The following is a 24,331-nucleotide window of genomic DNA, read 5'->3' as shown; positions in this document are numbered from 1 at the left end:
TTCCTTTTCCTTAGGATACCGTTTCCTATTATACCTTAACTTTGATCAAACGTAAATTCAATTTTTGCCGTCGCGACATCTGCCGAAACCACGCGTATCATGACCTTATCCCCTAGTGTGATACGCTTTTTGGTACGCTGCCCGATTACACAGTACTCTTTTTCATAATAAACGTAATAATCGTCTTTCAAACTCCCGAGGGGGATCATCCCTTCGATCGTATTCTCAAGCTCCGCAAAAATACCAAAGCGCGTTACGCCGGACACCACCGCCGGGAATTTCTGCCCCACAAACTGCGTCATGTACTCCGTCATTTTGAGATCCGCTGCCGCGCGTTCCGCCTCGATCGCGTTGCGTTCCCTCGCACTCGTCTGCGCAGCCACTTCCGGCAGTATTTTATTTAAATGGCGGATATAATTATCGTCCATCCTGCCGTCCAAAACCGCCTTTATGATACGGTGCACCTGCAAATCCGGATAGCGCCTGATGGGCGAAGTAAAGTGGCAATACCTGTCCGCCGCCAGCCCAAAATGCGAGACCGGCTCCGTCGCATACTTTGCCTTTTTCAGGGCGCGCAACGTCACACGGTTTACGATGGCCGCCTCATCCGTCCCTTCCACCTTTTCGAGCACCTCCTCAATGGCGTGCGGGTGGATATTCTGGAAGCCTTTGAGCTTGATACCGAAGTTGCCGAGGAATACCGCCAACTCCTTCATCCGGTCGCTGTCCGGCTGCTCGTGGATGCGGTACAAAAACGGCAGTTCCATATAATAATACTGTTCCGCCACCGTGATATTTGCGCGCAGCATGAATTCCTCGATCAACTTTTCCGCGTCGCCGCGCTCACGGACGCGCACGTCTACCGGTATACCCCTGTCATTTAAAATAATGTCCGCCTCGTCGATATTGAAGTCAATACTCCCCTTCTCAAAGCGGCGTACGCGCAGCTGTTTTGCCAGCACATCCATCTGCCGGATCGTTTCCACGATCTCCGCATACTTCCTCGTTTCCTCCTCATCCCCATCAAGGATACGGTTCACACCATCGTAGGTCAGGCGGTAAGACGAACGGATCAGCGTATTCTCGATCGTATGCGAGACCGTCTCGCCTTTGCCGCTTAACTCCATGATGCATGAAAGCGCCAGCTTATCCTCGCCCGCGTTCAGCGAGCAAAGGTCATTGGACAGCTCCTTAGGGAGCATAGGCACCACCCTGTCCACCATGTAGACGCTCGTACCTCGTTTTAGCGCTTCCTTGTCCAGCGGCGTAGATTCCCGCACGTAATGGCTTACGTCGGCAATGTGCACGCCCAGCTCATAGTTTCCGTTATCAAGTAGCCGCAGGGAGACCGCGTCATCTAAATCCTTGGCGTCCGCACCGTCGATGGTAAAGACCAACCTGTCCCGCAAGTCTGTCCGGCCTGCGGTGTCTTGCTTTTCGCGGGTCAGTTCCTGCGCTTGTTTTTTGCACTTGTCATCGAATTCCGCGATCAGTCCAAACCGGCGCGCATAGGCAAGGATGTCCACACCTTTTTCCCCTGTGCGGCCCAATACTTCCGTTACCTTCCCCTCCGCACTCTTTCCGCGCCCTGCGCGGCGCGTGATCAATGCAACGACCTTCTGCCCGCTCCTAAGCCCTTTGGCCTTCTCCTTCGGGATATAAATATCATCGACATTGCGGTCGTCGCTTACGACAAAAACCGTACCGTTTTTCTTATCGACCGTACCCACCGTGGTGATGGGAAGCTGCGAGAATATCTTGACAACTGCGCCTTCCAGGCTTTTGCCTTCCTCCTGGTGTCTTGCGAGCTTTACAAGGACATCTTCGCCGTTCATCGCACCGTTCTTTTTGGACGGCGGAATAAAGATATCATCCATCCAATCCGGCGTGCGCAAAAAGGCAAAGCCGCCCTGTTTGCAATCGATCTGCCCGCGGAAAAGCCCCACGGTAGACGCAAGCGTATATTTCCCATGCTTTGTTTTTGCGATCCGGTATTCTGCTTCCAGCTCACCAAGCACAGGCAGGAGCGTTTCTATTGGAACATCCAGCGCGTGCGCCAAATCCTCCGGCGTACTGTATATTTTGTTTTCTATGGTCTCCAAGACCCGTTCGCGTATATCCAAATATTTTCCTTTCTTCATCAAAAAAGCACCCGGACATGCGGGTGCTTTCCAAGTTATCCCTTTGTTTACATCCAGTATTTCTGCATCACGCAGAGAAATACGGATAAGATCATAAAGCCGACTGCCGCGAATTTTGTCAGACGCTTGAGCGTCGCATCCAGACCGCGCGCCTTCTTTTTCCCCCACATTACTTCCGCACCGCCGCCGATCGCACCCGGGACGCCTGTTTTTGCGCCCGACTGGAGCAGTACGACTACGATCAGGAATACCGAGAAAGCTACCAACACTATTTTAATTATCAGAGACAGAATCTCCATAACGATACCTCCATATAGAATACGTAACAGCAATATATTAGCACATAGGGGGCATAAAAGCAACTACTTTTTTAATCCGCATCGCAGCAACTCCTCAAGCTGCGCATAGGTGCTTACGCGCACGACCTGTTCCCTGATCCGGGAAGCGCCGCGTATCCCTTTGATATAATCCGCTGCATGCGTACGCATTTGTTTCAAGGCCAGTACCTCGCCTTTGTGCCTGACAGCGATACGCGCTTGCAGCAGGCACATGTCGATGCGCTCTTGCTCCGTCGGCTTCCTGCCGGCTGTCCCTGTTTCCAGCAGTTCGGTGACCTGCCTGAACAAAAACGGGTTTCCGCGCGCACCGCGTCCTATCATGACAGCATCGCAGCCCGTCTGCTCCATCATGTCCACGGCATCCTGTGCGCAGAAGATATCGCCGTTGCCGATCACGGGGATCTGTACTGCCTCCTTGACCCTGCGGATCATGTCCCAGTCCGATTTCCCGCTGTAATACTGTTCACGCGTACGTCCATGGATCGTGATGATATCCGCGCCCGCTTCCTCCGCCATCTTGGCAAAAGCCACGGCATTCTTATCCTGCTCCGAAAACCCGGAACGGAATTTGACGCTCACCGGGACGCTGGCTGCTTTTTTCAGTGCGGAAATGATCTTTCCCGCGAGAAGCGGTTCTCTCATCAGCGCGCTGCCTTCGCCATTTTTGACGATCTTAGGCGCAGGACAGCCCATATTCACATCGATGCCGAAAAGCCGTTCCCCGAACATCGCTTCCACCGTTTGGGCCGTTTGGGCCATCACCTCCGGCTCGCTTCCAAAAAGCTGGACGACCGCTTGCTTTTCCACATCGCTCAACCCCAGCAGCCCGTGCGTATGCGCATTACGATAAGCGATCCCCTTGGCACTGACCATTTCCGTGACCGTCATCTGTGCGCCGCACAAAACGCAGACTTCACGCATCGCAGCATCCGTCACGCCCGCCATTGGCGCAAGATAAACCTTTGGTAACATAAATCCCTTTCAAAAAAACAGGCGCATACCTTTGCGCCCGCAAAATTATTCTTCCGCACCTTCCGCAGTATCCGCCGGGCTCGCCATATCGGACGGCTCACCTGAAGCGGAAACCTTCGGCGATGCACTTGCACTTGGCTGCAGCGCGCCGGTGGGTTCCGGCTCAACTTCCTTTAACAACTTTTGGGAAGTGACCATCCACGCGTTCCCCCTCTTTAAAAGCTTGACCTCGTATTGCCCATTTTTCCACTCCGGCGGCTTTTCGGACGCCTCTTCCGAAGAAATGATCGTCCCGTCTTCCGCGATCATATCGAGCGGGGTACCCGTGATTTCCGTCACGATATCCGTCACCTTAACGGTGGCCTCGTCTTCCCACGGCCATATGATAAACGAATCCACTTCCGTCCGCTGGTAATAATTCAAGATGTCGAATTCGCTGTAGCGGTCTCCGTTCAACTCCGTATCGTTGGCAAGGAAATCGGCAGTGAATAAGCGCTGCAAAACAGCGTCTTCGCTGCCGTCCTTTGAAGGGAGCAAGACCGCCTGCGCACGCGCCGTATAAGCGTCCTTTAAGACCATTTCCACGTTCATCGTATGCATTGCGGTATAAAAGGCAATGACGGCAATCACAATGATCACCACCACAATGGCGATCCGCGACAATACATAAAGGATTCCCTTTGCAGCTTTTACTCCGCTTTCTTTTGCCATACATATTTACGCAGCATTGCTGCTTTACGGGCGGAACATACTGTTCGCCCGTATTCCCCCTTTGTTCAAAGTTGTTTTGCTTTGGCTTCCACCTCGCAAAACCGATTGATTCCTGACGGCCTGAATATGCCAGAGTTTATATTATTTGCTCTCTTTTGGCTTCATCGTTGGGAACAGCAGCACGTCGCGGATAGAAAAGCAATCCGTCAGCAGCATGACCATACGGTCTACGCCGATCCCCATCCCGCCTGTAGGCGGCATCGCATATGCAAGCGCGGTGACAAAATCCTCGTCCATCATGTTGGCCTCGTCGTCGCCTTCCGCGCGCTTTCTCGCCTGCTCCATGAAACGTTCGCGCTGGTCGTCCGGGTCGTTGAGCTCCGAAAACGCATTTGCGAGCTCGCGGCCCGTGATAAACAATTCAAAGCGCTCGGTGAGCCAGTCGCTGCCCGGTTTTTTCTTGGCGAGCGGCGATACCTCGATCGGGTAATCGTAAATAAAGGTCGGCTGGATGAGGTTTTCTTCCACTTTCTGTTCAAACGCTTCATTCAAAAGCACCCCGCGCGTAGGCGTCCCCTCAAACGCGATCCCCGCTTCCTTAGCCAGGCTGCGCGCTTGTTCGTCCGATCCGCAGGCGGCAAAATCAACCCCCGCATATTCTTTGACCGCTTCGTTCATGCTCATGCGCTTCCACGCGCTTCCGAGGTTTATTTCCACGCCCTGGTAAGTGATAACGTCCGAATCGTTTACCTGCTTCGAGCAGTAACGGAACAGCTCCTCGCACAGGTTCATCATGCCCTCATAATCCGTATATGCCTGGTAAAGCTCCACCGTCGTAAATTCCGGGTTGTGCTTGGGATCCATCCCTTCATTGCGGAAGATACGTCCGATTTCGTATACGCGTTCAAAACCGCCTACGATAAGGCGCTTCAAATGCAGCTCCGTCGCGATGCGCAAATACATGTCGATGTCGAGCGTATTGTGGTGCGTAACAAACGGCCGCGCCGCCGCGCCGCCCGCGCTCGTTTGCAGCACCGGCGTTTCCACCTCGATATATCCCTTGCCGTCCAGAAAATCGCGGATGCCCTTGATGATCTTGGAACGCGCGTAAAATACATTTTTAGCCTCCGGGTTTACGATCAGGTCGACATAGCGCTGGCGGTACCGAAGGTCTGTGTCCTTAAGCCCGTGCCATTTTTCCGGCAGCGGCAAAAGCGATTTGGAAAGCAGCTGAACCGTGTGGGCTTTGACAGAAATCTCACCGGCATTGGTCTTGAATACTTCGCCTGTGATCCCTACGATATCGCCGATATCGAATTTCTTATATTCCGCATACGGATCATCCCCCATCACGTCGCGCCGCGCGTAAATCTGTATTTTACCGCGCCCGTCCATGATATGGAAAAAGCTCGCTTTACCCATGACCCGTTTGGAAATGATCCTGCCCGCGACAGATACTTCCTGCCCTTCGAGCGTTTCAAAGTTACTTAAGATATCTTCCGAGGAATATGTTTTTTCAAATACCGTGATCTCGTATGGGTCGCGTCCCGCATCCTTTAACGCCTGCAGCTTTTCGCGGCGCACGCGCAATATTTCAGATAACTCCTGCTGGGTATTCTGTTCCTGCTCTGCCATTTCCTGCTCCTTCTTATCTGTGGATATCGAGAATCTTAAGCCTTACAATGCCCCCCGGCGTTTCCACTTTAACCGTGTTGCCTACTTTTTTACCAAGTAATGCACGTCCAACGGGCGATTCATTGGAGATTTTATTCTGGCTCATATCCGCTTCCGCAGAGCCTACGATCATATATTCGACTTCTTCGTCAAACTCCTTGTCAAAAACCTTTACCGTCGTACCCACATTGACGCGCTGTACGTCTACATCGTCCTGGTCGACGACCGTGGCGTTACGCAGCATCTTTTCCAGCATGACGATCTCGCCTTCGATTTTGGCCTGTTCGTTTTTCGCTTCGTCATACTCCGCATTCTCCGACAGGTCGCCGAATGCACGCGCTGTCTTGATCTCTTCCGCGATCTCCAGGCGCCGTACTGTTTTCAGATATTCCAGCTTTTCTTCGAGTTCTTTTACCCCTTGATGCGTCAAGACTACATCGTCATTTGCCATTCGTCCTATCCTCCTGTTGAGCGCTTTAAAAGCGCACAATTTTCCATTTTTTACATGACATCTATTATATAGAAATTCCGCGCTTTGTCAAGTTTTCGCCTTGGCCCCGGCCAGGAACCTGTCAATTTTTCCCTTCGCGCGCTGCAGCGCATTATCGATCGATTTCTCATGCCTGCCCATGATCCGGGCGATCTGCTGGTAAGACTTTCCCTGCAAATAATAACCCAGCACCTGTTTTTCCAGCTCCGAAAGCATTTTCGTGATCTCTTCTTCTATGTTTGCGTAATCTTCTTTGTCAATGATGATGTCTTCCGGGTTTGTGATCTTTGTCGCCGCGATCAGGTCTACAAGCGTTCGCTCAGATTCCTCGTCATACACCGGTTTATTGAGCGATACATAGGAATTGAGCGGCTTATGCTTCTGGCGCGTCGCCGTCTTGATCGCGGTAATGATCTGCCGCGTAATACACAGCTCCGCAAATGCCCGGAACGATGCCTTTTTCTCCGCATCGTAGTCGCGTACCGCCTTATAAAGGCCGATCATCCCTTCCTGGACGATATCTTCCCGATCCGCGCCGATCAAAAAATAAGAACGCGCTTTGGATCGCACAAAATTCTTGTATTTATGCAGGATGTATTCGAGGGCGTCCGGGTCTTCGTCCGCCTTTAAGACCGCTTCTTCATCGCTGAAACGGGCGTACTTCCCGAAGCCCTGTTCAAGCGCCATTTCCTCCCCCTGCGTATCCCCGCCATGCAATTCATTTTCATCGAACACTTCGTCTTTACGCAAAAAAGTTCTCCTTATTTTCCCGCCATATCCTGCCGGCGCTTTTCGTACATCAGGATGCTTGCCGCACAAGCCGCATTGAGCGACGTGGTCTTTCCCGGCATCTCGATTTTTACGACGACGTCGCATAACTCCTTCGTGAGCCGTGCGACCCCTTCGGATTCCCCGCCGATCACCAGCGCATATGGGCCCTTAAGATCCGTCTTTGCAAGCGGCTGGCCGTCCATATCCGCCGCTGCCATCCATACGTTTTTCTTTTTCAGGTCTTCGATGGTATGGTTGATATTCGTTACCTTGACCACCGGGATATATTGTGCCGCGCCGCACGATACCTTGAACGCCGCCGTTGTCAGGGAGGCCGCCCGCCGTTTCCCGATAACAACGCCATGCGCGCCCAGCGCTTCCGCGCTCCTGATTACCGCGCCTAAATTGTGCGGATCCTGTATGCTGTCAAGAATGACGATAAACGGCGGTTCCCCGCGTTCCTCCGCCAGCGCAAAGATGTCTTCCATCTCGCTGTATGCAAACGCCGGAACCTGCGCCACCACGCCCTGGTGGTTGCCCATATGCCCTTCCGCGCCCATTCCGGCACACAACTCGTCGAGCTTGGCGCGCGGAACCTCCACGATCACCAGCTTACTTCCGCGTGCAAGCATCAAAAGCTCACGGATACTCCCGTCCGTGAGTCCCTGCTGGAAAAAAATCTTATCGATCTGTTCGCCCGAGCGGATCGCTTCGCGTACACTGTTGCGCCCAATGATAAATTCCCTTTGTTCATCCATTGCTTACGTCCTCCAACAGCTTTTTTTGCTTTGCGCGTACTTCTTCCATCTTTCCGCAGCTCATACGCCCTTCTGCGCATTTGCCGCCCACGCACGACGGCCCCGCGTTTTTGAACAGCCCCGGCGCCACCGGCGCCACAAGCGCGAGCATCTGCCACGCAAGCTCGCGTATCTCCCACTGTGCCCGGTTGCAGCAGCGGAGCTCAAAAAAATGCAGCAGCTCGCGCGCGTTCATGGTAATGATCATCTTGGTTTCGCATGCATTGGGCAGTACGAAACGCGCATCCTCATTGGATTTTTCCCCGTTTGCCCCGAGCGCCAGCACCCACTGCTCATACCATTCCTGCATGGTCTCCATCTGCTTTTCAAACCTTGCTACCGCATCTTCTCCCAGAGCCTCGATACTCGGCGGGATGATATAAGAGAATCCCTCCTTTTTCTCGCTTTGGTTTACATACCGCTGCGACTGTACGGAAAAGCTCGCAATGCGGTGGCGCGTGATCTGCGCGAGCAACGCGCGCGAAACGCCTTCCACCCCGAACGAAAAAGACGCATGCTCGATGGGCGACAGGTGTCCCATCTGCGTCAGCCTGTCGATAAATTCCCCGCTTTTGGCTGTTTTTTGTAATTGCTCGATATCCGCGCGCGAATAACAAAGCTTCGCTCCCATGGAGACGATCAGCTCCGGATCGGGCGTGGCCATCAAAAGCACTGTCTTCAACGTCGTTTTTGGCATATCTGCATCCTCTTTTCCCAAAATCTATAAATCAAATTCCAGCGTCCCCAGTATTTCATTTACACGGGCCATCTGGCCGCTTAAGTACAAATAACCGATCACCGCCTCCATGGCTGTCGCGTATTTATAGTCCGCAATGCTCATATTCTTGGGCACGGTCGGGCTTTTGGCATTGCGCCCGCGCATGAACACCTCTTTTTCCGCCTCCGTAAACCGCTCCAGCCAACTGTGCGCAAACGCCGCCTGCGAACGCGCATTGACGAGCCGGATACTCATGGAATGCAGTTTCCCCGCATTTTTTTGGCTGTTTAAGGCGTATTTGGTGCGCACATACAAATCAAAAACACTGTCTCCGATGTATGCAAGCGTCAACGGCGCGACCTGTGCCGCCTTATCTTCGCTCAATCGGTATCCATCCTGCAAACTACCCAGCATTCGCTTTACTCCACTCAAAATATTTGATCCCGTCCACGATCCCGGCTACCACTTGTTCCTGATAAGAAGCATCCTGCAGCTTCTTCTCCTCTTCCGGATTGGTGAAAAAGCCGCATTCCACCGTCACGCTCGGCTGTTTGCCCGGCTTTAATAGGCGGTACCTGCCGCAATTCGGCTTACGCGGCTCTTTTGGCTGCAGCTGTTCGTTCATCACCGTCTGGATACACCGTGCGAGCATCGCGCCCATACTGGAATCCGTATGGTAAAAAATCTGCGGGCCGCAGGCATTTTCGTCCTCAAAGCTATTCTGGTGCACGCCGACGTACATATCCGCCTGTGCATCCGTGATGATCTGCTCGCGCTTTTGCATATCCGCTTCCTTGCGCTTTGTGATATCCGTTTCTTCCGCCGCCGCGATGGGGTCGTCCGTTTCCCGCGTCATCACAACCGTGACGCCTTCCTTTTCAAGGGCGGACTTTAGCTTTAGGGCTATCTCTAAATTGACTTCCTTTTCGTATCTGCCCGTCGAAACGCCGATCGTTCCCACATCCGTATCCCCGTGCCCCGGGTCGACGACAATCCTGAGCCCTTCAAGACTCACCGCGGCAAGGTCAGGCAAGCCTGTCTGCGTTTCCCCCGCGTCATCCGCGCTGCAGGAAACGGACGCAAACAACAACACCCCCGCAAGGAGCAACAGCATGAGTCCTTTCAGCCGCATTTTCGCCTCTCTTTCCGATACGTTATAATTCCATGACGGGCCGTGCGTTCAGATCGAGCCCGGCCCGCGTCCCCTTTTCATATTCATAATACGCACATGACGCGATCATCGCCGCGTTGTCCGTACAATATCTAAGCTCCGGAAAATAAAGGGCGATTCCCGCTTCCCGCGCTCTTTTTTCAAATGCCGTGCGTATCTGCTCGTTTGCCGATACGCCGCCCGCGACCGCAAGTATTTTCGTATCCGTGCGCCGCGCAGCCTCGAAAGTATTTTTCACCAGCGTATCCGCCACATTCTTTAAAAACGAAGCGGCAACATCCGCCCCGTCGTACGCTTCGCCCTTTTGCTCAAAACCGTGCAGCAGGTTGATCACCGCTGTTTTAAGGCCGCTGAATGAAAAATCCAGATGGTCTTCCCCTCGGAAGCTGTGCGGGAAACGGTATTTGTTTTCGTCGCCTTGCTTTGCTAGCTCCTGCAAATTCGGCCCGCCCGGATAGGCGAGCCCCAACACGCGCGCGACCTTGTCGATCGCTTCCCCCGCCGCGTCGTCGCGCGTGCGTCCCAGCGTCTCATAGGTCGTCTCATCTTTTACCCATACGATCTGCGTATGTCCGCCCGATACCACAAGGCACAAAAACGGCGGCTTCAAATCCGGATGGGAGATATAGTTTGCACAGATATGTCCGGCGATATGATGCACCGGGATCAGCGGTTTTTTTGCTGCGTATGCAAGCCCTTTGGCATAGGAGACGCCCGTCAGAAGCGCGCCTACGAGCCCCGGGCCGTTTGTCACGGCGATCGCATCGATGTTTTCCATGCCGCCCGCGCCGCGGATCGCTGTCTCCACCACCTGCGGCAGCTTCAGGACATGGTTGCGTGAAGCGATCTCCGGCACCACGCCCCCGAATTCCTTATGGATCGCGATCTGTGTATACAGGGCCTGCGAAACGACCTGCCGTCCGTTTTTCACAACGGCTGCCGCAGTCTCGTCGCACGAGGTCTCTATTGCCAGTATATTAACGTCCTTCATGCTTTGCCATCCTTTTGTTGATGATTCCCGCCGCTGCTGCCGCACCGACCACGACCGCCAGGAATATGGCCAGGATACGTCCCACCATATCCGCAAAGAAATCCTGCTCAAACATTCGTATCATGCGTGAGCTGGCCGGATCCAGCATCCAGAGGTCGTTGGTGAAAAATACGTGGTGGAAGCTGATCCAGAAGTTGTAAAAATCAGCGGCAGCCCAAATGCCGATACACACAAAAAAGACGAGGATCCCCACCGTCGTCCAAAAATATGCCTGCAATGTCTGGCGCATATACGCCCGCTTTTTCCGAAGGAGACAATACAAAAGCAATGCGCCGCCCACGGAAAACCCGACTGCCATAAACGTGACCGCATGCTGGTAAAGCGCCTTTACATCCACCATATGGGCTTTTTCCCTGTCCGTATAATATTGTTCCCCGCTGCTTACGGGCATGTCGAGCGAAGCTGTTTTATCCTGCAGGTAATGAAGCAGCACGTCCGTCGCCGCATCGAGCTCCGCGCCCGAAACGCCGACATATCCGGCCGTTTCCATTTTTGTATATTCCTGCTTATAAAAAGAGGAATCGAACGCGATCCCCTGCACACATGCGACAATGACCGAAAATACGACCAGTATCGTTGCAATGACGGCAAAAACACGCATAAGAGCGTTTCCTTTTGGCGCCTGCGATTCCTCCATCTATTTATTCTCCTATTCCTTCGATCAGGCACGCACGGATCGGCGAACCGTCTGTATCGATTTTTAAAGGCAACGCGCACAGGAAATACGATCCCGGCTTTACGCGGTTGAGCTTTAAAGATTCCAGCACACAGATCTCCTCTGAAAGCAGGATCTTATGCACCGCATCGTTGCCGATGGAAAGCGCATCCGTACCGATGATACGGATGCCCGCATCCACCAGGATACGCGCGTGGCGCTCGGATATCCGCGCCTCTCCCTTTTCCGAACCTTTGATGAGCAGGCGCTTGGTTCCCTGGGGGATCTTGATCTCTGATTTTTCCACCACGATACAATCGCCCACCAGGTCGTTGAGCGGTATCTCGCGCACCGTTTTGCCGCCGCTTATGACGTGCGCCGGCGCATCGATATGCGTCCCGCTGTGCGATCCCATGCTCAATTTAGAGACTGCATACCCATAGTTATCCACCGTGAAAAACTTCTCCAGACGGATATGCGGATCTCCTTCATATATTTTTGTGTCTTTCCCCAGCTCCTGGGTAATATCTATTATTTTAATTTTTCTACACCTCATACATCTAAAATCTATACCGAATATATAGTACTATTATTATAATTATTTTCATCTTTGTTTTCAACCATTGCATAAATTATTCATAAATCGCCTGTCTCACATTTTCCATAAAAAAAGGAGCTTTCGCTCCCTTTTTGCGGTTTTCACGCACTAATCCCTGTTTGCCTTCTTATAAGCTTCCAGTTTTTCATTCATCTTCCTCCAGTGCTTTTTGTTGACTTGGTAGCAGATTGCCCAAATAAGCACATAAGCTGCGATGAACCCAATATAGTAAAACGCAAGCCACTCGCTGGGCGGCAGCCATCCAAACCATACCATGAGCAGCGTACAGCCCGTAAGCAGGACAACGAAGTGCAGGATCGTACGGATGAGGTAGGTCTTGTTGTTCCTGTCCGAACCGACCCAGATCAACTGGACGAGACCGATAAACAGCCCGAAGATCACATCGTTGCGCAGCTCGCTTAATGGCAGCGCGTCATAACCGAGCACGAGTGTGATACACGTTGAAATGAGCAGCGCGACCAGCAATGCGCTGCTGAACACGGTATAGAACAAATACAGCGGCCTTTTAATTCCTTCCTTTTTCAATCCGATCACCTCCCAATCCCCAATTTTTCCTTAAGCGCCGGTGCATATTGCCTTGATATGACCTGCCTTTCGCCATTTTCAAGCTCCACCTCGATCTTTCCGTTCAGGATCGGATTTAATATCCTCACCTTCGCCAGGTTGATAATCGTCGATTTGTTGACCCGCAGGAAGCTCGTGTTCTTAAAGCGCTCCTCAATTTCATATAAGCGCAGGGCGCAGTCGAACACCTTATCTTTGGTATAAATGAATACCTTGTCGTCCACGCTTTCAAAATAATAAACATCGCCCGGCTCGAATACAAAAGTCTGGTGGTCTATACTGCCGATCACTTTCCTCTGCGTACTGTTTGCAAACGACACGATTTTCAGAAGCTCGTCGTTCATCTGCGCACAGCGGATGACGATCTCATCCTGTTCGTATTTGGGATCGATATCCAAAATAACTTTCATCTGCGCTCCTTTCCTGCAGGTAAGGCCTTGCCTGTTTTCAGTATAGGGAAATAAAAAATACGCGTCAATGCATTTGGGGTAAGCTGCATGACGCGAGCGTTATGTTGCCTTATGCGGGCTTTTTATTTATTGCAGCAGGAATTTTTCCAACGCTTTGATATCCTGCGCGACATAGCGGCAGGTAAAGCCCTTAAGGTCCTGCATCGTTTCAAAGCCGAAGCCCCACAGGACTGCGCAAAAGTCGATGCCTGCTTCCTGCGCGCCCACCGCGTCGTAATCGCTGTCTCCTACCAGGATGCAGTCTTCCTTTTTGGAATCGGTACGCGCCACCGCCTCGCTCACGATATGCCCTTTGGTGGTGATATTGATATCCCCCGACGCACCGCAGATCGCCGCAAACTTGTTCGCCAGCCCCAGGTGTGTCAGCGTTTTGCGCACGATTTCTTCCCTTTTCACGGATGCGACCGCACATACGACGCCCGCGCCGTTCAATTTATCCAGCAGCTCACACATGCCCGGGTATACGTCCACCTCAAACATGCCTTCCCCTGCATATCTTTCCCGATAGATACGTACTGCTTCCGTCGCCATCTCGTCGCTCATGCCGCACGCGTTCACGAACGACAGCTTCAAAGGCGGGCCGATGAACTTTTTCATCATTTCCCTGCCCGGTACGTCCTGTCCCATATCGGTGAGCGTCTTTTGCGCGCAATGCAAGATACCGCGGCTGGAATCCACCAGCGTGCCGTCAAAATCAAATAGTACCGTTTTGTATTTCATATCCAGTTAATCTCCAAAATTTTAACGCTCTCCGGCTCCAGCGAAACGCTTATGAGCCCGGCGTTGATTTCACATTCTTCCCCATCCGGCAGGCAACAGGCGCTCGTAAATTCAAGCTGCCGGAACGTTTCCTGTGTTTCCGCCTGCACCAGCTGTTCCGGTGCGAACAAGTCCACGACCAGGGTCTGCGGCCCCGTGGAGCGGTTGAGCGCCGTCAAATACATGCCGTCGCGTACCACATTGGAAAACGCATCCCTGCCGTTCACGCAATAGCGCAGGATGCCGATCGTATCTTCCCCCTGCCTGTAAAAGGCACAGCTTCCCGTTTTGAGCGCATCCGTTTTGGCACGCAGGTTGGAAAGGTATTTATAATATTCCTGCATCTGCTTGTCGCGCTCGTGGAAGGGTTCCCGGTTGAACGGGTCTAACAACCCGTGCATGCCCGTTTCATCGCCATAGTAGATGCACGGCATACCCGGCAATGAAAACTGGATTGCCGCCGCCATCCTCTGCAGCTGCGCGCCCTTCTTGTCCTGTTCGTCGCTGACCACAAAATGCGCCTGCTGCTCGCGCGTCAGGGAATGTGGGTCTATACGCGTACCCAGCACCGTGCGGATACGCGCCGCATCGTGGCTGGATAAAAGGTTCATCAGCGCATAATACATTTCCTTGGGATAATTCTCATGCTGGGAAACGAGGAATTGCTTAAAGCCTTGTGCGTTGGTGCGCCCCAGCAGGAAATCGATCACGGCGTTTGTGAGCGGGTAATTCATCACGCTGTCAAGCCCCCGCCCGAGGGCGTAGCGCCTGTTCACGCCGTAGCTTTGCTTGGTGGTCGCGTCCTCCCACACCTCGCCGATCAGCGCGTTGTCCTGCGAGAGGTGCTTGAGCTCGCTCCGCATGCGTTCAATGGTCTCGTCGGGCAGCTCGTCCGCCACGTCCAGCCGATAGCCGGAGGCGCCGCGCGCAAGCCATACGTCCATCGCGCTGTCCTCCCCCTCGATCATGTCGCGCACCCAGTCTTCCTGTGTTTCGCGCACCTCCGGGAGCGTTTCAAACCCCCACCAGCTTTTGTATTTATCCGGATATTCGTCGAACTGGTACCAGCTATAGTAAGGGGAATCCTGGCTCTGGTAGGCGCCCAGCGAATCATAATGGCCGTATTTGTTGAAGTATACGCTGTCATCGCCCGTATGCGAGAACACCCCGTCCAATATGACCCTGATGCCGCGCTGCCGCGCCTGCTGCGCAAGCTGCACAAATTCTTCGTTCGTGCCGAGAATCGGGTCGGCGTTCTTATAATCGCCCGTATTGTAGCGGTGGTTGGAGGCAGCCTCCACGATAGGGTTTATGTACAGCGCCGTGATGCCCATATCCCGCAGGTAGTCGAGCGAATCTATGATTCCGCCGAAATTGCCCCCGTAATAATCGCAAGGCTGGTAATATTCCTTGCCGGGAAGCGCCTCATAAACCGGCGGTTCGTCCCAGCTTTCATGCACATATACGTCCCTGCCCATGTCCCGGTGAAAAGCGATGCCTTTTTCAAACGTCCCGTCTTCCCGCCTTCGGAAGCGGTCGGGGAATATCTGGTACATATTGGCGCACTTGAGCCAATGCGGGGTTGTGAACGCTTCGTCATATACCGTCAGCTGATAAGCGGGAGGTATATCCCAATAAGCCTCCCCCACGCCGCAGACCTGCCCCGTATGCGCGCCGTAATAGATTTTCGCACCGTCCGCAAGCTTGAGGCAGAACCAATACCAAAGAACCCCCGGCTCGCCCGGCACCGTATATTCCGTTTGCCACATCCCATCCTGCGGGTGCATTTCTACCGTATGCGTTTCCTGCCCGCAAGCTACCATCAGGTAAGCCGCTTCCAACGAAACGTTTTGGAGGGCAATACCAAGGCGCACCGTCGTCCCGCACGAAACAGCGCCGCCTGGGCTCCTGAAGGTTTCCTTAGCGGAATCGTGGAGGACCTGTTTTGAGAAATCTATGTTCATCATATCACATTTCTTTCAAATGCCAGATTTTATCATTATATTCGTGTATCGTACGGTCTGCCGCAAAATGGCCGGATTTCGCCGTGTTCATAGCCGCCATACGCTTCCATTCGTCCTTGTTGCGGTAAACGGACATCATCGTTTCGTATACCTGTGCATACGGTGCAAAATCGTAAAGCAGGTAGTAGCGATCCGCCCTGTCCATGTCGCCGAACAGCAGGGAGTGGTACAGGTCGGAAAACTGCCTGTCGCTTGCTACCGGCAGCGTGCCGTCTATCATGGCGTTCAGCGCATAGCGCAGGTCTGTGTTCTGTTCGTAATATTCGCCGGGCTTATACGTCCCGTAACGCTCCATCTTTTCAATATCCTGTTCGGATGCCCCGAAGATGAAGATGTTATCGAGGCCGACTTCCTCCGATATCTCCACATTTGCTCCATCCATCGTACCGATGGTGACCGCGCCGTTCATCATGAATTTCATGTTCCCCGTGCCCGACGCTTCAAAGCCCGCCGTCGAAATTTGTTCGCTGATGTCCGCCGCCGGGATGAGCACCTCCGCTTCGGAAACGCTGTAATTCTCAATAAACACCACGCGCAGGATATCCTTCGTATCCGGGTCGTTGTTCACAAGTTTTGCCACCGCTAAAATCAGCCGGATAATATTTTTTGCGCGCGCATACCCGGGCGAAGCTTTCGCCGCGAACAGGAATGTCGCCGGCTCGATCTGTACCTGCGGGTTCGTTTTCCTGAGATGGTAAAGGTGCAGGATATGCAGCGCCTTTAACAGCTGGCGCTTATATTCGTGCAGCCGCTTTGCGTGTACGTCGAAAACCGTACCCGGATCGATCTCGATCCCCTGCGTTTTTTTCAGGTGTGCGGCGAGCCGCTCCTTGTTTTTGCGCTTGACACACATAAAATCGTCGAGGAACGATTCCTTTAAGAGCAGGTCTCCGATACGGTCCATCTCGCGGTAATCCTTTAAGAATCCGTCACCGATATGATCCGCGATCAGCTCTGTTAAGGGCTGGTTGGCTTTTGCCAGCCACCTGCGGTGCGTTACGCCGTTGGTGATGCCCAAAAACTTATCCGGAAATACCGTGTAAAAATCACGGAAAGTACGCGTTTTGAGGATCTCCCCGTGCAGCCGCGATACGCCGTTCACTTTGCCGCACACCGCGATGCACAAATTCGCCATGCGTATCTCGCCGTATGCGACGATGGCCATACTGCCGATCTTGTCCCACTGCCCCGGATAGGCCTGCCACAGGCGGTCGCAGAACTTTTCGTTCAATACCTGTATGATCTGGCAAATACGCGGCAGCAGGGACTGGAACAGTTCCTCGTTCCAACACTCGAGCCCCTCCACCAATACCGTGTGGTTCGTATAGTTAAACATGCGCCCTACGATATCCATCGCCTCGTCCCAGCCCATGCCTTCTTCGTCCATGAGGATACGCAGCAGCTCGGGGATCGCCAATGTCGGGTGCGTATCATTGATCTGCACCGTGAAATAGTTAGGCAGCGTGTGCAGGTCGCCGTAATTTTGTTTGTGCTTGCGCACGATGTGCTGCATCGTCGCGGAGGTAAAGAAATAAAACTGCTTCAAACGCAGCTGCCTGCCCTGCTCGTGGTTATCCTCCGGGTAAAGCACCTTGGAGATGACCTCTGCGAGCTCCCGCTCCTGCATGGCCTGTGCATAGTCGCCCCTGTTGAAATAGTTCATATCGAGGCCGGTCTTTGCTTTGGCGCTCCACAGCCTCAGCGTCGCGGGCATTTTACTCATATAGCCGATCACCGGGTAGTCGTACGGGATCGCCAGTACGCTGTAGCTGTTTTTATAACGGATCTTTAAACCTGTTTCTGTCCAGATTTCTTCGATCTCCCCGCCGAAGCGGACTTCCACCTGTTCTTCGGGCCGCGGGATCTCCCAGACGTTGCCCGCTTCCAGCCAGTTGTCGTTGACCTCCACCTGTTCGCCGTCCAAAATGCGCTGCTTGAAAAGGCCGTATTCATAGCGGATGCTGCACCCGGTAACGGGCAGGTCAAGCGTGGACAGTGAATCCAAAAAGCAGGCGGCAAGCCGTCCCAATCCGCCGTTTCCGAGCCCTGCGTCGCGTTCCTGCTCCTCGATCTCGTCGGGCTTAAGCCCCATATCGCAGAGCACATCGTTATATTCCTTCAGCAGGTGCAGGTTGACCATGTTGTTGACGAGCGCACGCCCCATCAAAAATTCGGCGGACAGATAGTAAAGGCGCTTGAGTCCCTGGTTCAGGACTTGCTTGTTTGCATCCGTCCACTGCTCTACGATCACATCGCGGATGGAAAGCGCGCAGGATTTGTAAATCTGGTCTTTGGTGGCCTCTTCCAGCGTTTTGCCGAAATGCCGCTTCAGTTTGCCCAGTATTCCCTCTTTGATCTCCTCTTTTGACCGTTCATGCGCCATATACCGGCCCCTCCATCATTCTTCATCCCGCCTGCCGCACGGCCGCTTAAGCTCCGTGCTTAACATCTCTTCCGGTTCTTCCTCCGTTTCCGCAAGGCCTACGTCGAGCACTGCGAATACGTCCTGCTCCTCCTCGCCTGCTTCTTCGGGCCGAATATCCGGTTCCGGCACGGTATAATCGTCGACGTGGCTTGCTTCGTCTATCTTTTCTTCGCTGCCGTCCGTTTCCCGCGTGTCGATCTCTTCAGCGATCTGCTGGATCGCCTCTTTTTGCGTATCCTGCCTTTTCAAACGATCTTCTTCCTCCATACTTATCCTATAAAATACTCTTATATAAGCTCGCGTATTCGGCCGCAGACTTATCGAAGCTGTTGTCGATATCCATTGCCCCCCTCATAAGCTTTGCCAGGGCGGGTTTATCCTCGAATACCGTGAGCGCGAAACGGATCACGTTCAGCATGTCATGGGCGTTGTAATTCGTAAAGGAAAAGCCGTTTCCCTCCTGCGAATAGATGTTGTACGGCTGCACCGTATCCGCAAGGCCGCCCGTTTCACGCACGATGGGCAGCGTACCGTAACGCTGCGCGATCATCTGCGAGATACCGCACGGCTCGAACATGGACGGCATGAGCAGGAAATCGCTTCCCGCGTATATCCTGTGCGCCAGCGGGTCGCTGTAGCCGAGGCAAATGGCCGTTTTCTCCGGATAACGCCCCGCAATGTACTTGAAATAATTTTCATATTGCGCCTCCCCGCTCCCGAGCAGGACAAAGGCCACGTTTTCAAACAGCACCTCCTCCAGAACGGCGCGCACGAGGTCGAGGCCTTTTTGCTCCGTCAAGCGCGTAACCATACCGATCACCGGTGTCCCCGGGTTCACATGTACGTCAAGCTCGCCGAGCAATGCATTGCGGTCTTCATATTTACCGGACATATCGTCCTGCGAATACGTTTTTTCCAGGTGCGAATCGCGCGACGGGTCAAACTCCACCGCGTCGATACCGTTGAGTATCCCCACCAGGTCGTCCTTGCGCATATTGAGGATACCCTCCATGCCGCGGCCGTAATATGGGTCGAGGATCTCCCGCGCATACGTCGGGCTGACTGTCGTGATCTTATCGGAAAACAGCAGTCCCGCTTTCATCATGTTGGCGCTGCCGTAGGCTTCCAGGCAGTCGGACGTGAAATACCTGTCGTCCACCTGCAGGATATCGCGCGCCAGATCAAAGGATATCTGTCCCTGGTATTGCAGGTTGTGGATCGTCAGGATCGTCTTTGCCCTACCCTGCGGCGTATCGCAATACTGCGTTTTCAAAAGGAAGGGGATCATCGCCGTGTGCCAGTCGTTACAGTGGATCACGTCCGGCAGGAAATCAAGGTATGGGAGCGCCTCGATCACGGCGCGGCAAAAGTAGGCGTACTGCTCCGCCTCCGCTTCCCCGCCTTTATAGATACAGTCGCCGAAATAATATTCATTGTCGATGAAATAATAGGTCACGCCGTCTTGGACGAGCGTTTCCAGACCCATGTAAAGCGTGCGCCAGCCCATTTGGATGTTCATTGTGGCGATGACCTTCAGCCGATCCCCGTAATTCTGCTTGACGGCGCCGTGCTTGGGCATGATCACCCGGACGTCGACCCCTTGCTTTGCCAAACTGCGCGGCAGTGCGCCGATCACGTCCGCAAGTCCTCCCGTTTTGGCAAACGGCGTTGCCTCCGCGCCCGCGATCAGGACTTTTAAGCTGCTCACACGATCGCCCCCTTACGGATAATGACCGGGAATACCTCGTCGCCGATCAGGCGGCGGCCCTGCCGGATATTGACCGACTTGTCCAAAATCACGTATTCCAGGTCGGAATTGTTGTATATTTCGCTGTTTTGCATTATGATACTGTTTTTGATCTTCGTGCCCTTTCCCACGTAAACGCCGCGGAACAGGATACTGTTCTCCACCTCTCCCTCGATAATACAGCCGTTTGCGACCAACGAATTTTTTACGTTGGATGTCTTGGCGTATTTCGCAGGCACCTCATCCTTGATCTTGGTGTAGATCTGGTTGTCGCCATAGAAAAGGTTTTTTTGGATGCGCGTATCCAAAAAATCCATGTTCAGCTTGTAGTAGGAGGCAACCGAATGCAGGCGCCCCACATAGCCGTCATGCTTGTAGCCCATGATCTTGATGCGGTTTAGGTTGTTCATCAACAGGTCGCTCACAAAATTATATTTCCCGCGCGACATGCAGTCCTCCACCAAGTATTCCAGCAGGTCTTTGCGGATCACATATGTGTCCATGCCCACCTTTTTGGAATCGCTCAGTGCGGCGTTGATCTCCAGGTCTACCACCCGTCCGTCGTCGCTTAAGTGCAGGCGCACATCGTTGTAGCGCTCGCCTTTGAAGTCTTCCGCTTCCTCTTCGTTGTACAACATCGTGATATCCGCCCCGGTATCGAGATGGTAGTGCACCATGTCGTCAAACGCCATATTGTAGATCGTAAACGACCCGGAGAACACGCAATATTGCTGCTTGGAGCGCGAAATATAACTCATCACGCCTTTGATCGCGTCAACCACGCCGCGGTAAGAACCCATGTTTTCCGCGCTGGAAAAAGGCGGCAGGATAAACAGGCCGTCATTTTTACGCGACAAGTCCCATTCCTTGCCCGAGCCCAGATGGTCCATCAGCGAATGATAACTGCGTTGGGCGATCACGCCCACGTTGCGGATCCCTGAATTGACCATGTTGGACAAGATAAAATCGATCGCGCGGTAACGCCCGCCTACCGGCAATGCGCCTACGGTACGCAGGTATACGAGTTCGCGCAGGTTAATGTTTTGTTCGCCCGCATAAATGAGGCCGAAAGTATCCCTTAACATATGACTTCACCTCCAGCCGTATTTTTGACGATCCGCTTGGCGGATATGCTCTCCCCCGCTTCTACGACGGCGCCTTCGCGGATCACCGCTTTGCTGCCCACGACGGCGATGTCCCCGCCCCCGCCGACCACGGCGCACCGCTCGACCTTGACTTCCTCGTCTATGATGCTCATGATGATCTTACTCTTTTCGCCGATCAACGTTTCCTGCATGATGATACTGTCGCGTACCACAGCTCCCTTTTCTACCGTGACGCCCGCGGAGAGGATGCTGTTTTCCACTGTCCCATAGATATAACATCCTTCGGAGATCAGGCTATTCTTGATCTTCGCGCCCTTGTCCACAAAATGCGGCGGTTTATTCGGGTTATGCGAGAAAATACGCCACGGATCGTCATACAAATCGAGTTCGGGATGGTCGTGCAGCAGCTCCATATTGGCTTCCCAGAGGGAAGTGATCGTCCCCACGTCCTTCCAGTACCCTTTAAAGGGGTATGCATACAGCTTTTCCCCTGCGGCCAGCATTTTGGGAATGATATTTTTTCCAAAATCATTGGACGATTTTTCGTCCTTGGAATCCGCGACCAGGTATTCCTTGACCTTTTTCCAGCTGAATACATAGACGCCCATCGAAGCCATGTTGCTCTTCGGCTTTTTTGGTTTTTCTTCAAAATCGATGATACGCAGGTCATCGTCCGTATTCATGATACCGAAACGCGAAGCTTCCTCCATCGGCACTTCGATGACCGCGATCGTCGCATCCGCACCGTTTTCCTCATGGAAAGAAATCATCTGGCTGTAATCCATCTTGTAGATGTGATCCCCTGAGAGCACCACGATATATTCCGGATCGTACCTCTCGATGAAATAAATGTTCTGGTAGATCGCATTCGCCGTTCCCGAATACCATTCGCCCCTCTCGCCCTTTACATAGGGCGGCAGCACGAACGCTCCGCCCGTCATACTGTCGAGATCCCACGACGCGCCCGTGCCGATGTAGGCATTTAATTCCAGCGGCTCGTACTGTGTCAGCACCCCTACCGTATCGATACCGGAATGGATGCAGTTGGAGAGCGGGAAATCGATGATACGATACTTTCCTCCGTAGGTCACGGCCGGTTTGGCCCTGTGCTTTGTGAGCACCCCCAACCTGCTTCCCTGCCCCCCGGCAAGAAGCATGGCAACTACTTTTTTCTTTTTAATCATCGAGCGTCATCCCCTTTTCCTCTTCATTTGCGGCAAATTCGTAGTACAATGCCCCCAGCGGCGGCACTGTAACGACTGCGCTATATTCAAAACCGTTGATTCCTTTTTTCTGTGTAAAGCATTTTTTTGCGCTCTCCACGCCCGAGCCGCCGTATACCTGCCCGTCGCTGTTCAAAAGCAGCTTGAGCTCCCCTTGCGCGGGCATCGCGACCCAATAGTCCTCCCGCACGACAGGCGTAAAATTCACAATACACACCACATGCTTATCTCCTGCGTTGCGCATAAAGGCATATACGCTCCTGTCGCGGTCGTCCACGTTGAGCCACGTAAAGCCGTCCCAGCTGTCATCGATCTCATACAGCGCGCTTTTTTTACGATATATCTTATTCAGCTTTTTAACATACCGCTGCATCCCTGCGTGGGAATCGTAATCCAGCAAAAACCAGTCGAGCTGCTTTTTAAAATCCCATTCGATGAATTGGGCGAATTCGTCTCCCATGAACATCAGCTTTTTGCCCGGATGGGCAAACATGAAGGCATATAGCGTCCGCAGTGCGGCAAACTTCTGCCAATAATCGCCGAACATCTTATCGATCATGGATTTCTTGCCATGTACGACCTCGTCGTGCGAATAGGCCAAAATATAATTTTCCGTAAACGCATAGTACATGGAAAAGCTCATTTTGGTATGCTCAAACTGCCGGAAGTAGTGATCCATTTCCATATACGCGAGCGTATCGTGCATAAAACCCATGTTCCATTTGAAAGTGAACCCCAGCCCGCCGTCGTAAGGCGGCTTAGTGATCATCGGATAGGCCGTGCTTTCTTCAGCGATGGTCATGGCTCCCGCGTAATTCGTCAGCACGACGCTGTTGACTTTCTTTAAAAATTTCACGGCATTGAGGTCGATATTGCCGCCCTCTTCATTGGGCACATAATACCCGTCGCGCGCGTAGTTTAAATACAGCATGGAAGTTACCGCATCCACACGCAGCCCGTCAACATGGTATTTGTCCATAAAAAACATCGCATTTGAAACGAGGAAGCTCACGACCTCCGGCCGCCCGTAATTGAAGATGAGCGTTCCCCACTGCGGGTGTTCGCGCTGTAACACGTTTTCGTGCTCAAAAAGGTGCGTACCGTCGAACTTAGCCAGGCCGTGCTCGTCCTTGGGAAAGTGCCCCGGCACCCAGTCCATAATCACGCCGATCCCGCGGGAATGGAGCTTGTCCACAAAATACATGAAATCCTGCGGCGTCCCGTAACGCGAGGTGATCGCATAAAACGCCGTGATCTGGTACCCCCAGGAACCGTCGTAGGGGTATTCCGCCACAGGCATGATCTCCACGTGCGTATAGCCCATCTCCGACACATAATCCGCCAGCTCGTCCGCTACCTCGCGGAAGCTTACGAAGCGGTATCCCTCTTTTGTCCGCCAGGAACCGATGTGCAGCTCGTAGATGGAAACGGCATCGCTCAACGGGTTTTTCTTGACGCGCCTTTTCATGTAAGCGCCGTCCAGCCACTCGTATCCGCCGATGTCCCATACCTTGGACGCGGTCTGCGGGCGCACCTCACAATGGAAAGCGAACGGGTCGCTTTTGAGAACCCGGCTGCCGTCGTAGCCATGAACCGCATACTTGTAATTTTCCCCGTCCTTCAGCCCTTCGATGAACGCGACCCATACGCCGTTTTTATAAAGCTCCATCGGGCTTGCCGCCACGTCCCAGCCGTTAAAATCCCCAACGACACTTAGGGCACGGGCATTTGGCGCCCACACGCAAAAGCGGTGCATGCCGATTTCTTCCACATAGTGGCAGCCGAAGAAATCGTACGCGCGCTGCGCCTCTCCGGTATTGAACAAATATATTTCATGCTCCGGCAAATACTTCTTCCATGCGTCCCGCATCATGTCCACCTTTTTCGTTTTTATACAGCCTGCTG

General features: G+C 53.2%; 24 protein-coding genes. All 24 read right to left on the bottom strand.

Annotated features, from left to right (window positions below):
• Positions 1–35: 35 nt before the first annotated feature.
• A complete protein-coding gene (gene rnr, locus BN6471_RS06950) occupies positions 36–2,141 on the bottom strand; it encodes a ribonuclease R (protein WP_066646967.1) in 2,106 nt (701 codons plus the stop codon).
• 47 nt (positions 2,142–2,188) lie between these two features.
• A complete protein-coding gene (gene secG / locus BN6471_RS06945; RefSeq protein ID WP_242861850.1) occupies positions 2,189–2,440 on the bottom strand; it encodes a preprotein translocase subunit SecG in 252 nt (83 codons plus the stop codon).
• Positions 2,441–2,503: 63 nt separating this feature from the next.
• Positions 2,504–3,451: a tRNA dihydrouridine synthase DusB gene (gene dusB / locus BN6471_RS06940; protein WP_066646966.1), complete on the bottom strand. Its 948-nt coding sequence runs from the start codon at positions 3,449–3,451 to the stop codon at positions 2,504–2,506.
• A 45-nt stretch (positions 3,452–3,496) separates the two neighbouring features.
• On the bottom strand, positions 3,497–4,162 hold the full coding sequence (locus BN6471_RS06935; protein ID WP_066646964.1) for a hypothetical protein: 666 nt from the start codon (positions 4,160–4,162) through the stop codon (positions 3,497–3,499).
• Between the two features lie 141 nt (positions 4,163–4,303).
• On the bottom strand, positions 4,304–5,797 hold the full coding sequence (lysS, locus tag BN6471_RS06930; RefSeq protein ID WP_066646961.1) for a lysine--tRNA ligase: 1,494 nt from the start codon (positions 5,795–5,797) through the stop codon (positions 4,304–4,306).
• Between the two features lie 13 nt (positions 5,798–5,810).
• Positions 5,811–6,287 (bottom strand): transcription elongation factor GreA, encoded by a 477-nt coding sequence (gene greA, locus BN6471_RS06925; protein ID WP_066646958.1) that lies wholly within the window; start codon positions 6,285–6,287, stop codon positions 5,811–5,813.
• Positions 6,288–6,374: 87 nt separating this feature from the next.
• The gene (gene sigH, locus BN6471_RS06920; RefSeq protein WP_066649895.1) at positions 6,375–7,013 is read right to left on the bottom strand and encodes an RNA polymerase sporulation sigma factor SigH; all 639 of its coding nucleotides are present in this window, start codon (positions 7,011–7,013) and stop codon (positions 6,375–6,377) included.
• 74 nt (positions 7,014–7,087) lie between these two features.
• Positions 7,088–7,855: a 23S rRNA (guanosine(2251)-2'-O)-methyltransferase RlmB gene (rlmB, locus tag BN6471_RS06915; protein WP_066646957.1), complete on the bottom strand. Its 768-nt coding sequence runs from the start codon at positions 7,853–7,855 to the stop codon at positions 7,088–7,090.
• The gene (thyX, locus tag BN6471_RS06910) at positions 7,848–8,591 is read right to left on the bottom strand and encodes an FAD-dependent thymidylate synthase (protein ID WP_066646954.1); all 744 of its coding nucleotides are present in this window, start codon (positions 8,589–8,591) and stop codon (positions 7,848–7,850) included. The genes rlmB and thyX overlap by 8 nt, the downstream gene beginning before the upstream one ends.
• Before the next feature lie 24 nt (positions 8,592–8,615).
• A complete protein-coding gene (locus BN6471_RS06905; RefSeq protein WP_082903384.1) occupies positions 8,616–9,026 on the bottom strand; it encodes a Mini-ribonuclease 3 in 411 nt (136 codons plus the stop codon).
• Positions 9,016–9,744, bottom strand: a complete 729-nt coding sequence (locus BN6471_RS06900) for an N-acetylmuramoyl-L-alanine amidase family protein (RefSeq protein ID WP_066646952.1) — start codon at positions 9,742–9,744, stop codon at positions 9,016–9,018. The genes BN6471_RS06905 and BN6471_RS06900 overlap by 11 nt, the downstream gene beginning before the upstream one ends.
• Positions 9,745–9,766: 22 nt before the next feature.
• On the bottom strand, positions 9,767–10,774 hold the full coding sequence (gene tsaD, locus BN6471_RS06895) for a tRNA (adenosine(37)-N6)-threonylcarbamoyltransferase complex transferase subunit TsaD (RefSeq protein ID WP_066646948.1): 1,008 nt from the start codon (positions 10,772–10,774) through the stop codon (positions 9,767–9,769).
• Entirely contained in the window at positions 10,761–11,471 is a 711-nt protein-coding gene (locus BN6471_RS06890) for a TIGR01906 family membrane protein (RefSeq protein ID WP_066646945.1), read from the bottom strand. The genes tsaD and BN6471_RS06890 overlap by 14 nt, the downstream gene beginning before the upstream one ends.
• A gap of 4 nt (positions 11,472–11,475) precedes the next feature.
• Entirely contained in the window at positions 11,476–12,045 is a 570-nt protein-coding gene (locus BN6471_RS06885) for a cyclase family protein (protein WP_082903383.1), read from the bottom strand.
• Between the two features lie 150 nt (positions 12,046–12,195).
• Complete coding sequence (locus BN6471_RS06880; protein WP_162270190.1) at positions 12,196–12,633, bottom strand: DUF3021 domain-containing protein; 438 nt, start codon at positions 12,631–12,633, stop codon at positions 12,196–12,198.
• Positions 12,634–12,638: 5 nt separating this feature from the next.
• Positions 12,639–13,082: a LytTR family DNA-binding domain-containing protein gene (locus BN6471_RS06875; RefSeq protein ID WP_066646940.1), complete on the bottom strand. Its 444-nt coding sequence runs from the start codon at positions 13,080–13,082 to the stop codon at positions 12,639–12,641.
• A gap of 126 nt (positions 13,083–13,208) precedes the next feature.
• Complete coding sequence (locus tag BN6471_RS06870; protein WP_066646938.1) at positions 13,209–13,862, bottom strand: HAD hydrolase-like protein; 654 nt, start codon at positions 13,860–13,862, stop codon at positions 13,209–13,211.
• Positions 13,859–15,868, bottom strand: coding sequence for a glycoside hydrolase family 13 protein (locus tag BN6471_RS06865; RefSeq protein ID WP_066646933.1), 2,010 nt, complete (start codon positions 15,866–15,868; stop codon positions 13,859–13,861). Before BN6471_RS06865 ends, BN6471_RS06870 begins: the two co-directional genes overlap by 4 nt.
• A gap of 1 nt (position 15,869) precedes the next feature.
• Positions 15,870–18,308: a glycogen/starch/alpha-glucan phosphorylase gene (locus BN6471_RS06860; protein ID WP_066646928.1), complete on the bottom strand. Its 2,439-nt coding sequence runs from the start codon at positions 18,306–18,308 to the stop codon at positions 15,870–15,872.
• Positions 18,309–18,323: 15 nt separating this feature from the next.
• Complete coding sequence (locus tag BN6471_RS06855; protein WP_066646926.1) at positions 18,324–18,599, bottom strand: hypothetical protein; 276 nt, start codon at positions 18,597–18,599, stop codon at positions 18,324–18,326.
• A 25-nt stretch (positions 18,600–18,624) separates the two neighbouring features.
• Positions 18,625–20,058 (bottom strand): glycogen synthase GlgA, encoded by a 1,434-nt coding sequence (gene glgA, locus BN6471_RS06850; protein ID WP_066646924.1) that lies wholly within the window; start codon positions 20,056–20,058, stop codon positions 18,625–18,627.
• On the bottom strand, positions 20,055–21,182 hold the full coding sequence (gene glgD, locus BN6471_RS06845) for a glucose-1-phosphate adenylyltransferase subunit GlgD (protein ID WP_066646921.1): 1,128 nt from the start codon (positions 21,180–21,182) through the stop codon (positions 20,055–20,057). Before glgD ends, glgA begins: the two co-directional genes overlap by 4 nt.
• Positions 21,176–22,384, bottom strand: coding sequence for a glucose-1-phosphate adenylyltransferase (locus BN6471_RS06840; RefSeq protein WP_278287592.1), 1,209 nt, complete (start codon positions 22,382–22,384; stop codon positions 21,176–21,178). The genes glgD and BN6471_RS06840 overlap by 7 nt, the downstream gene beginning before the upstream one ends.
• Complete coding sequence (glgB, locus tag BN6471_RS06835; protein WP_082903381.1) at positions 22,380–24,296, bottom strand: 1,4-alpha-glucan branching protein GlgB; 1,917 nt, start codon at positions 24,294–24,296, stop codon at positions 22,380–22,382. The genes BN6471_RS06840 and glgB overlap by 5 nt, the downstream gene beginning before the upstream one ends.
• Between the last annotated feature and the right edge of the window lie 35 nt (positions 24,297–24,331).

The organism is Christensenella timonensis (assembly GCF_900087015.1).
In the GTDB taxonomy this organism is placed as follows: Bacteria; Bacillota; Clostridia; order Christensenellales; family Christensenellaceae; genus Christensenella; species Christensenella timonensis.
The sequence above is the reverse complement of the archived record's forward strand: the minus strand, read 5'-3'. Positions and strand labels throughout refer to the sequence as shown.

What these genes read in the sequence shown, in the direction of transcription:
- rnr (WP_066646967.1), bottom strand. Translation starts at nt 2,141, where the DNA reads ATGAAGAAAGGAAAATATTTGGATATACGCGAACGGGTCTTGGAGACC.
- secG (WP_242861850.1), bottom strand. Translation starts at nt 2,440, where the DNA reads ATGGAGATTCTGTCTCTGATAATTAAAATAGTGTTGGTAGCTTTCTCG.
- dusB (WP_066646966.1), bottom strand. Translation starts at nt 3,451, where the DNA reads ATGTTACCAAAGGTTTATCTTGCGCCAATGGCGGGCGTGACGGATGCT.
- BN6471_RS06935 (WP_066646964.1), bottom strand. Translation starts at nt 4,162, where the DNA reads ATGGCAAAAGAAAGCGGAGTAAAAGCTGCAAAGGGAATCCTTTATGTA.
- lysS (WP_066646961.1), bottom strand. Translation starts at nt 5,797, where the DNA reads ATGGCAGAGCAGGAACAGAATACCCAGCAGGAGTTATCTGAAATATTG.
- greA (WP_066646958.1), bottom strand. Translation starts at nt 6,287, where the DNA reads ATGGCAAATGACGATGTAGTCTTGACGCATCAAGGGGTAAAAGAACTC.
- sigH (WP_066649895.1), bottom strand. Translation starts at nt 7,013, where the DNA reads ATGGCGCTTGAACAGGGCTTCGGGAAGTACGCCCGTTTCAGCGATGAA.
- rlmB (WP_066646957.1), bottom strand. Translation starts at nt 7,855, where the DNA reads ATGGATGAACAAAGGGAATTTATCATTGGGCGCAACAGTGTACGCGAA.
- thyX (WP_066646954.1), bottom strand. Translation starts at nt 8,591, where the DNA reads ATGCCAAAAACGACGTTGAAGACAGTGCTTTTGATGGCCACGCCCGAT.
- BN6471_RS06905 (WP_082903384.1), bottom strand. Translation starts at nt 9,026, where the DNA reads ATGCTGGGTAGTTTGCAGGATGGATACCGATTGAGCGAAGATAAGGCG.
- BN6471_RS06900 (WP_066646952.1), bottom strand. Translation starts at nt 9,744, where the DNA reads ATGCGGCTGAAAGGACTCATGCTGTTGCTCCTTGCGGGGGTGTTGTTG.
- tsaD (WP_066646948.1), bottom strand. Translation starts at nt 10,774, where the DNA reads ATGAAGGACGTTAATATACTGGCAATAGAGACCTCGTGCGACGAGACT.
- BN6471_RS06890 (WP_066646945.1), bottom strand. Translation starts at nt 11,471, where the DNA reads ATGGAGGAATCGCAGGCGCCAAAAGGAAACGCTCTTATGCGTGTTTTT.
- BN6471_RS06885 (WP_082903383.1), bottom strand. Translation starts at nt 12,045, where the DNA reads ATGAGGTGTAGAAAAATTAAAATAATAGATATTACCCAGGAGCTGGGG.
- BN6471_RS06875 (WP_066646940.1), bottom strand. Translation starts at nt 13,082, where the DNA reads ATGAAAGTTATTTTGGATATCGATCCCAAATACGAACAGGATGAGATC.
- BN6471_RS06870 (WP_066646938.1), bottom strand. Translation starts at nt 13,862, where the DNA reads ATGAAATACAAAACGGTACTATTTGATTTTGACGGCACGCTGGTGGAT.
- BN6471_RS06865 (WP_066646933.1), bottom strand. Translation starts at nt 15,868, where the DNA reads ATGATGAACATAGATTTCTCAAAACAGGTCCTCCACGATTCCGCTAAG.
- BN6471_RS06860 (WP_066646928.1), bottom strand. Translation starts at nt 18,308, where the DNA reads ATGGCGCATGAACGGTCAAAAGAGGAGATCAAAGAGGGAATACTGGGC.
- glgD (WP_066646921.1), bottom strand. Translation starts at nt 21,182, where the DNA reads ATGTTAAGGGATACTTTCGGCCTCATTTATGCGGGCGAACAAAACATT.
- glgB (WP_082903381.1), bottom strand. Translation starts at nt 24,296, where the DNA reads ATGCGGGACGCATGGAAGAAGTATTTGCCGGAGCATGAAATATATTTG.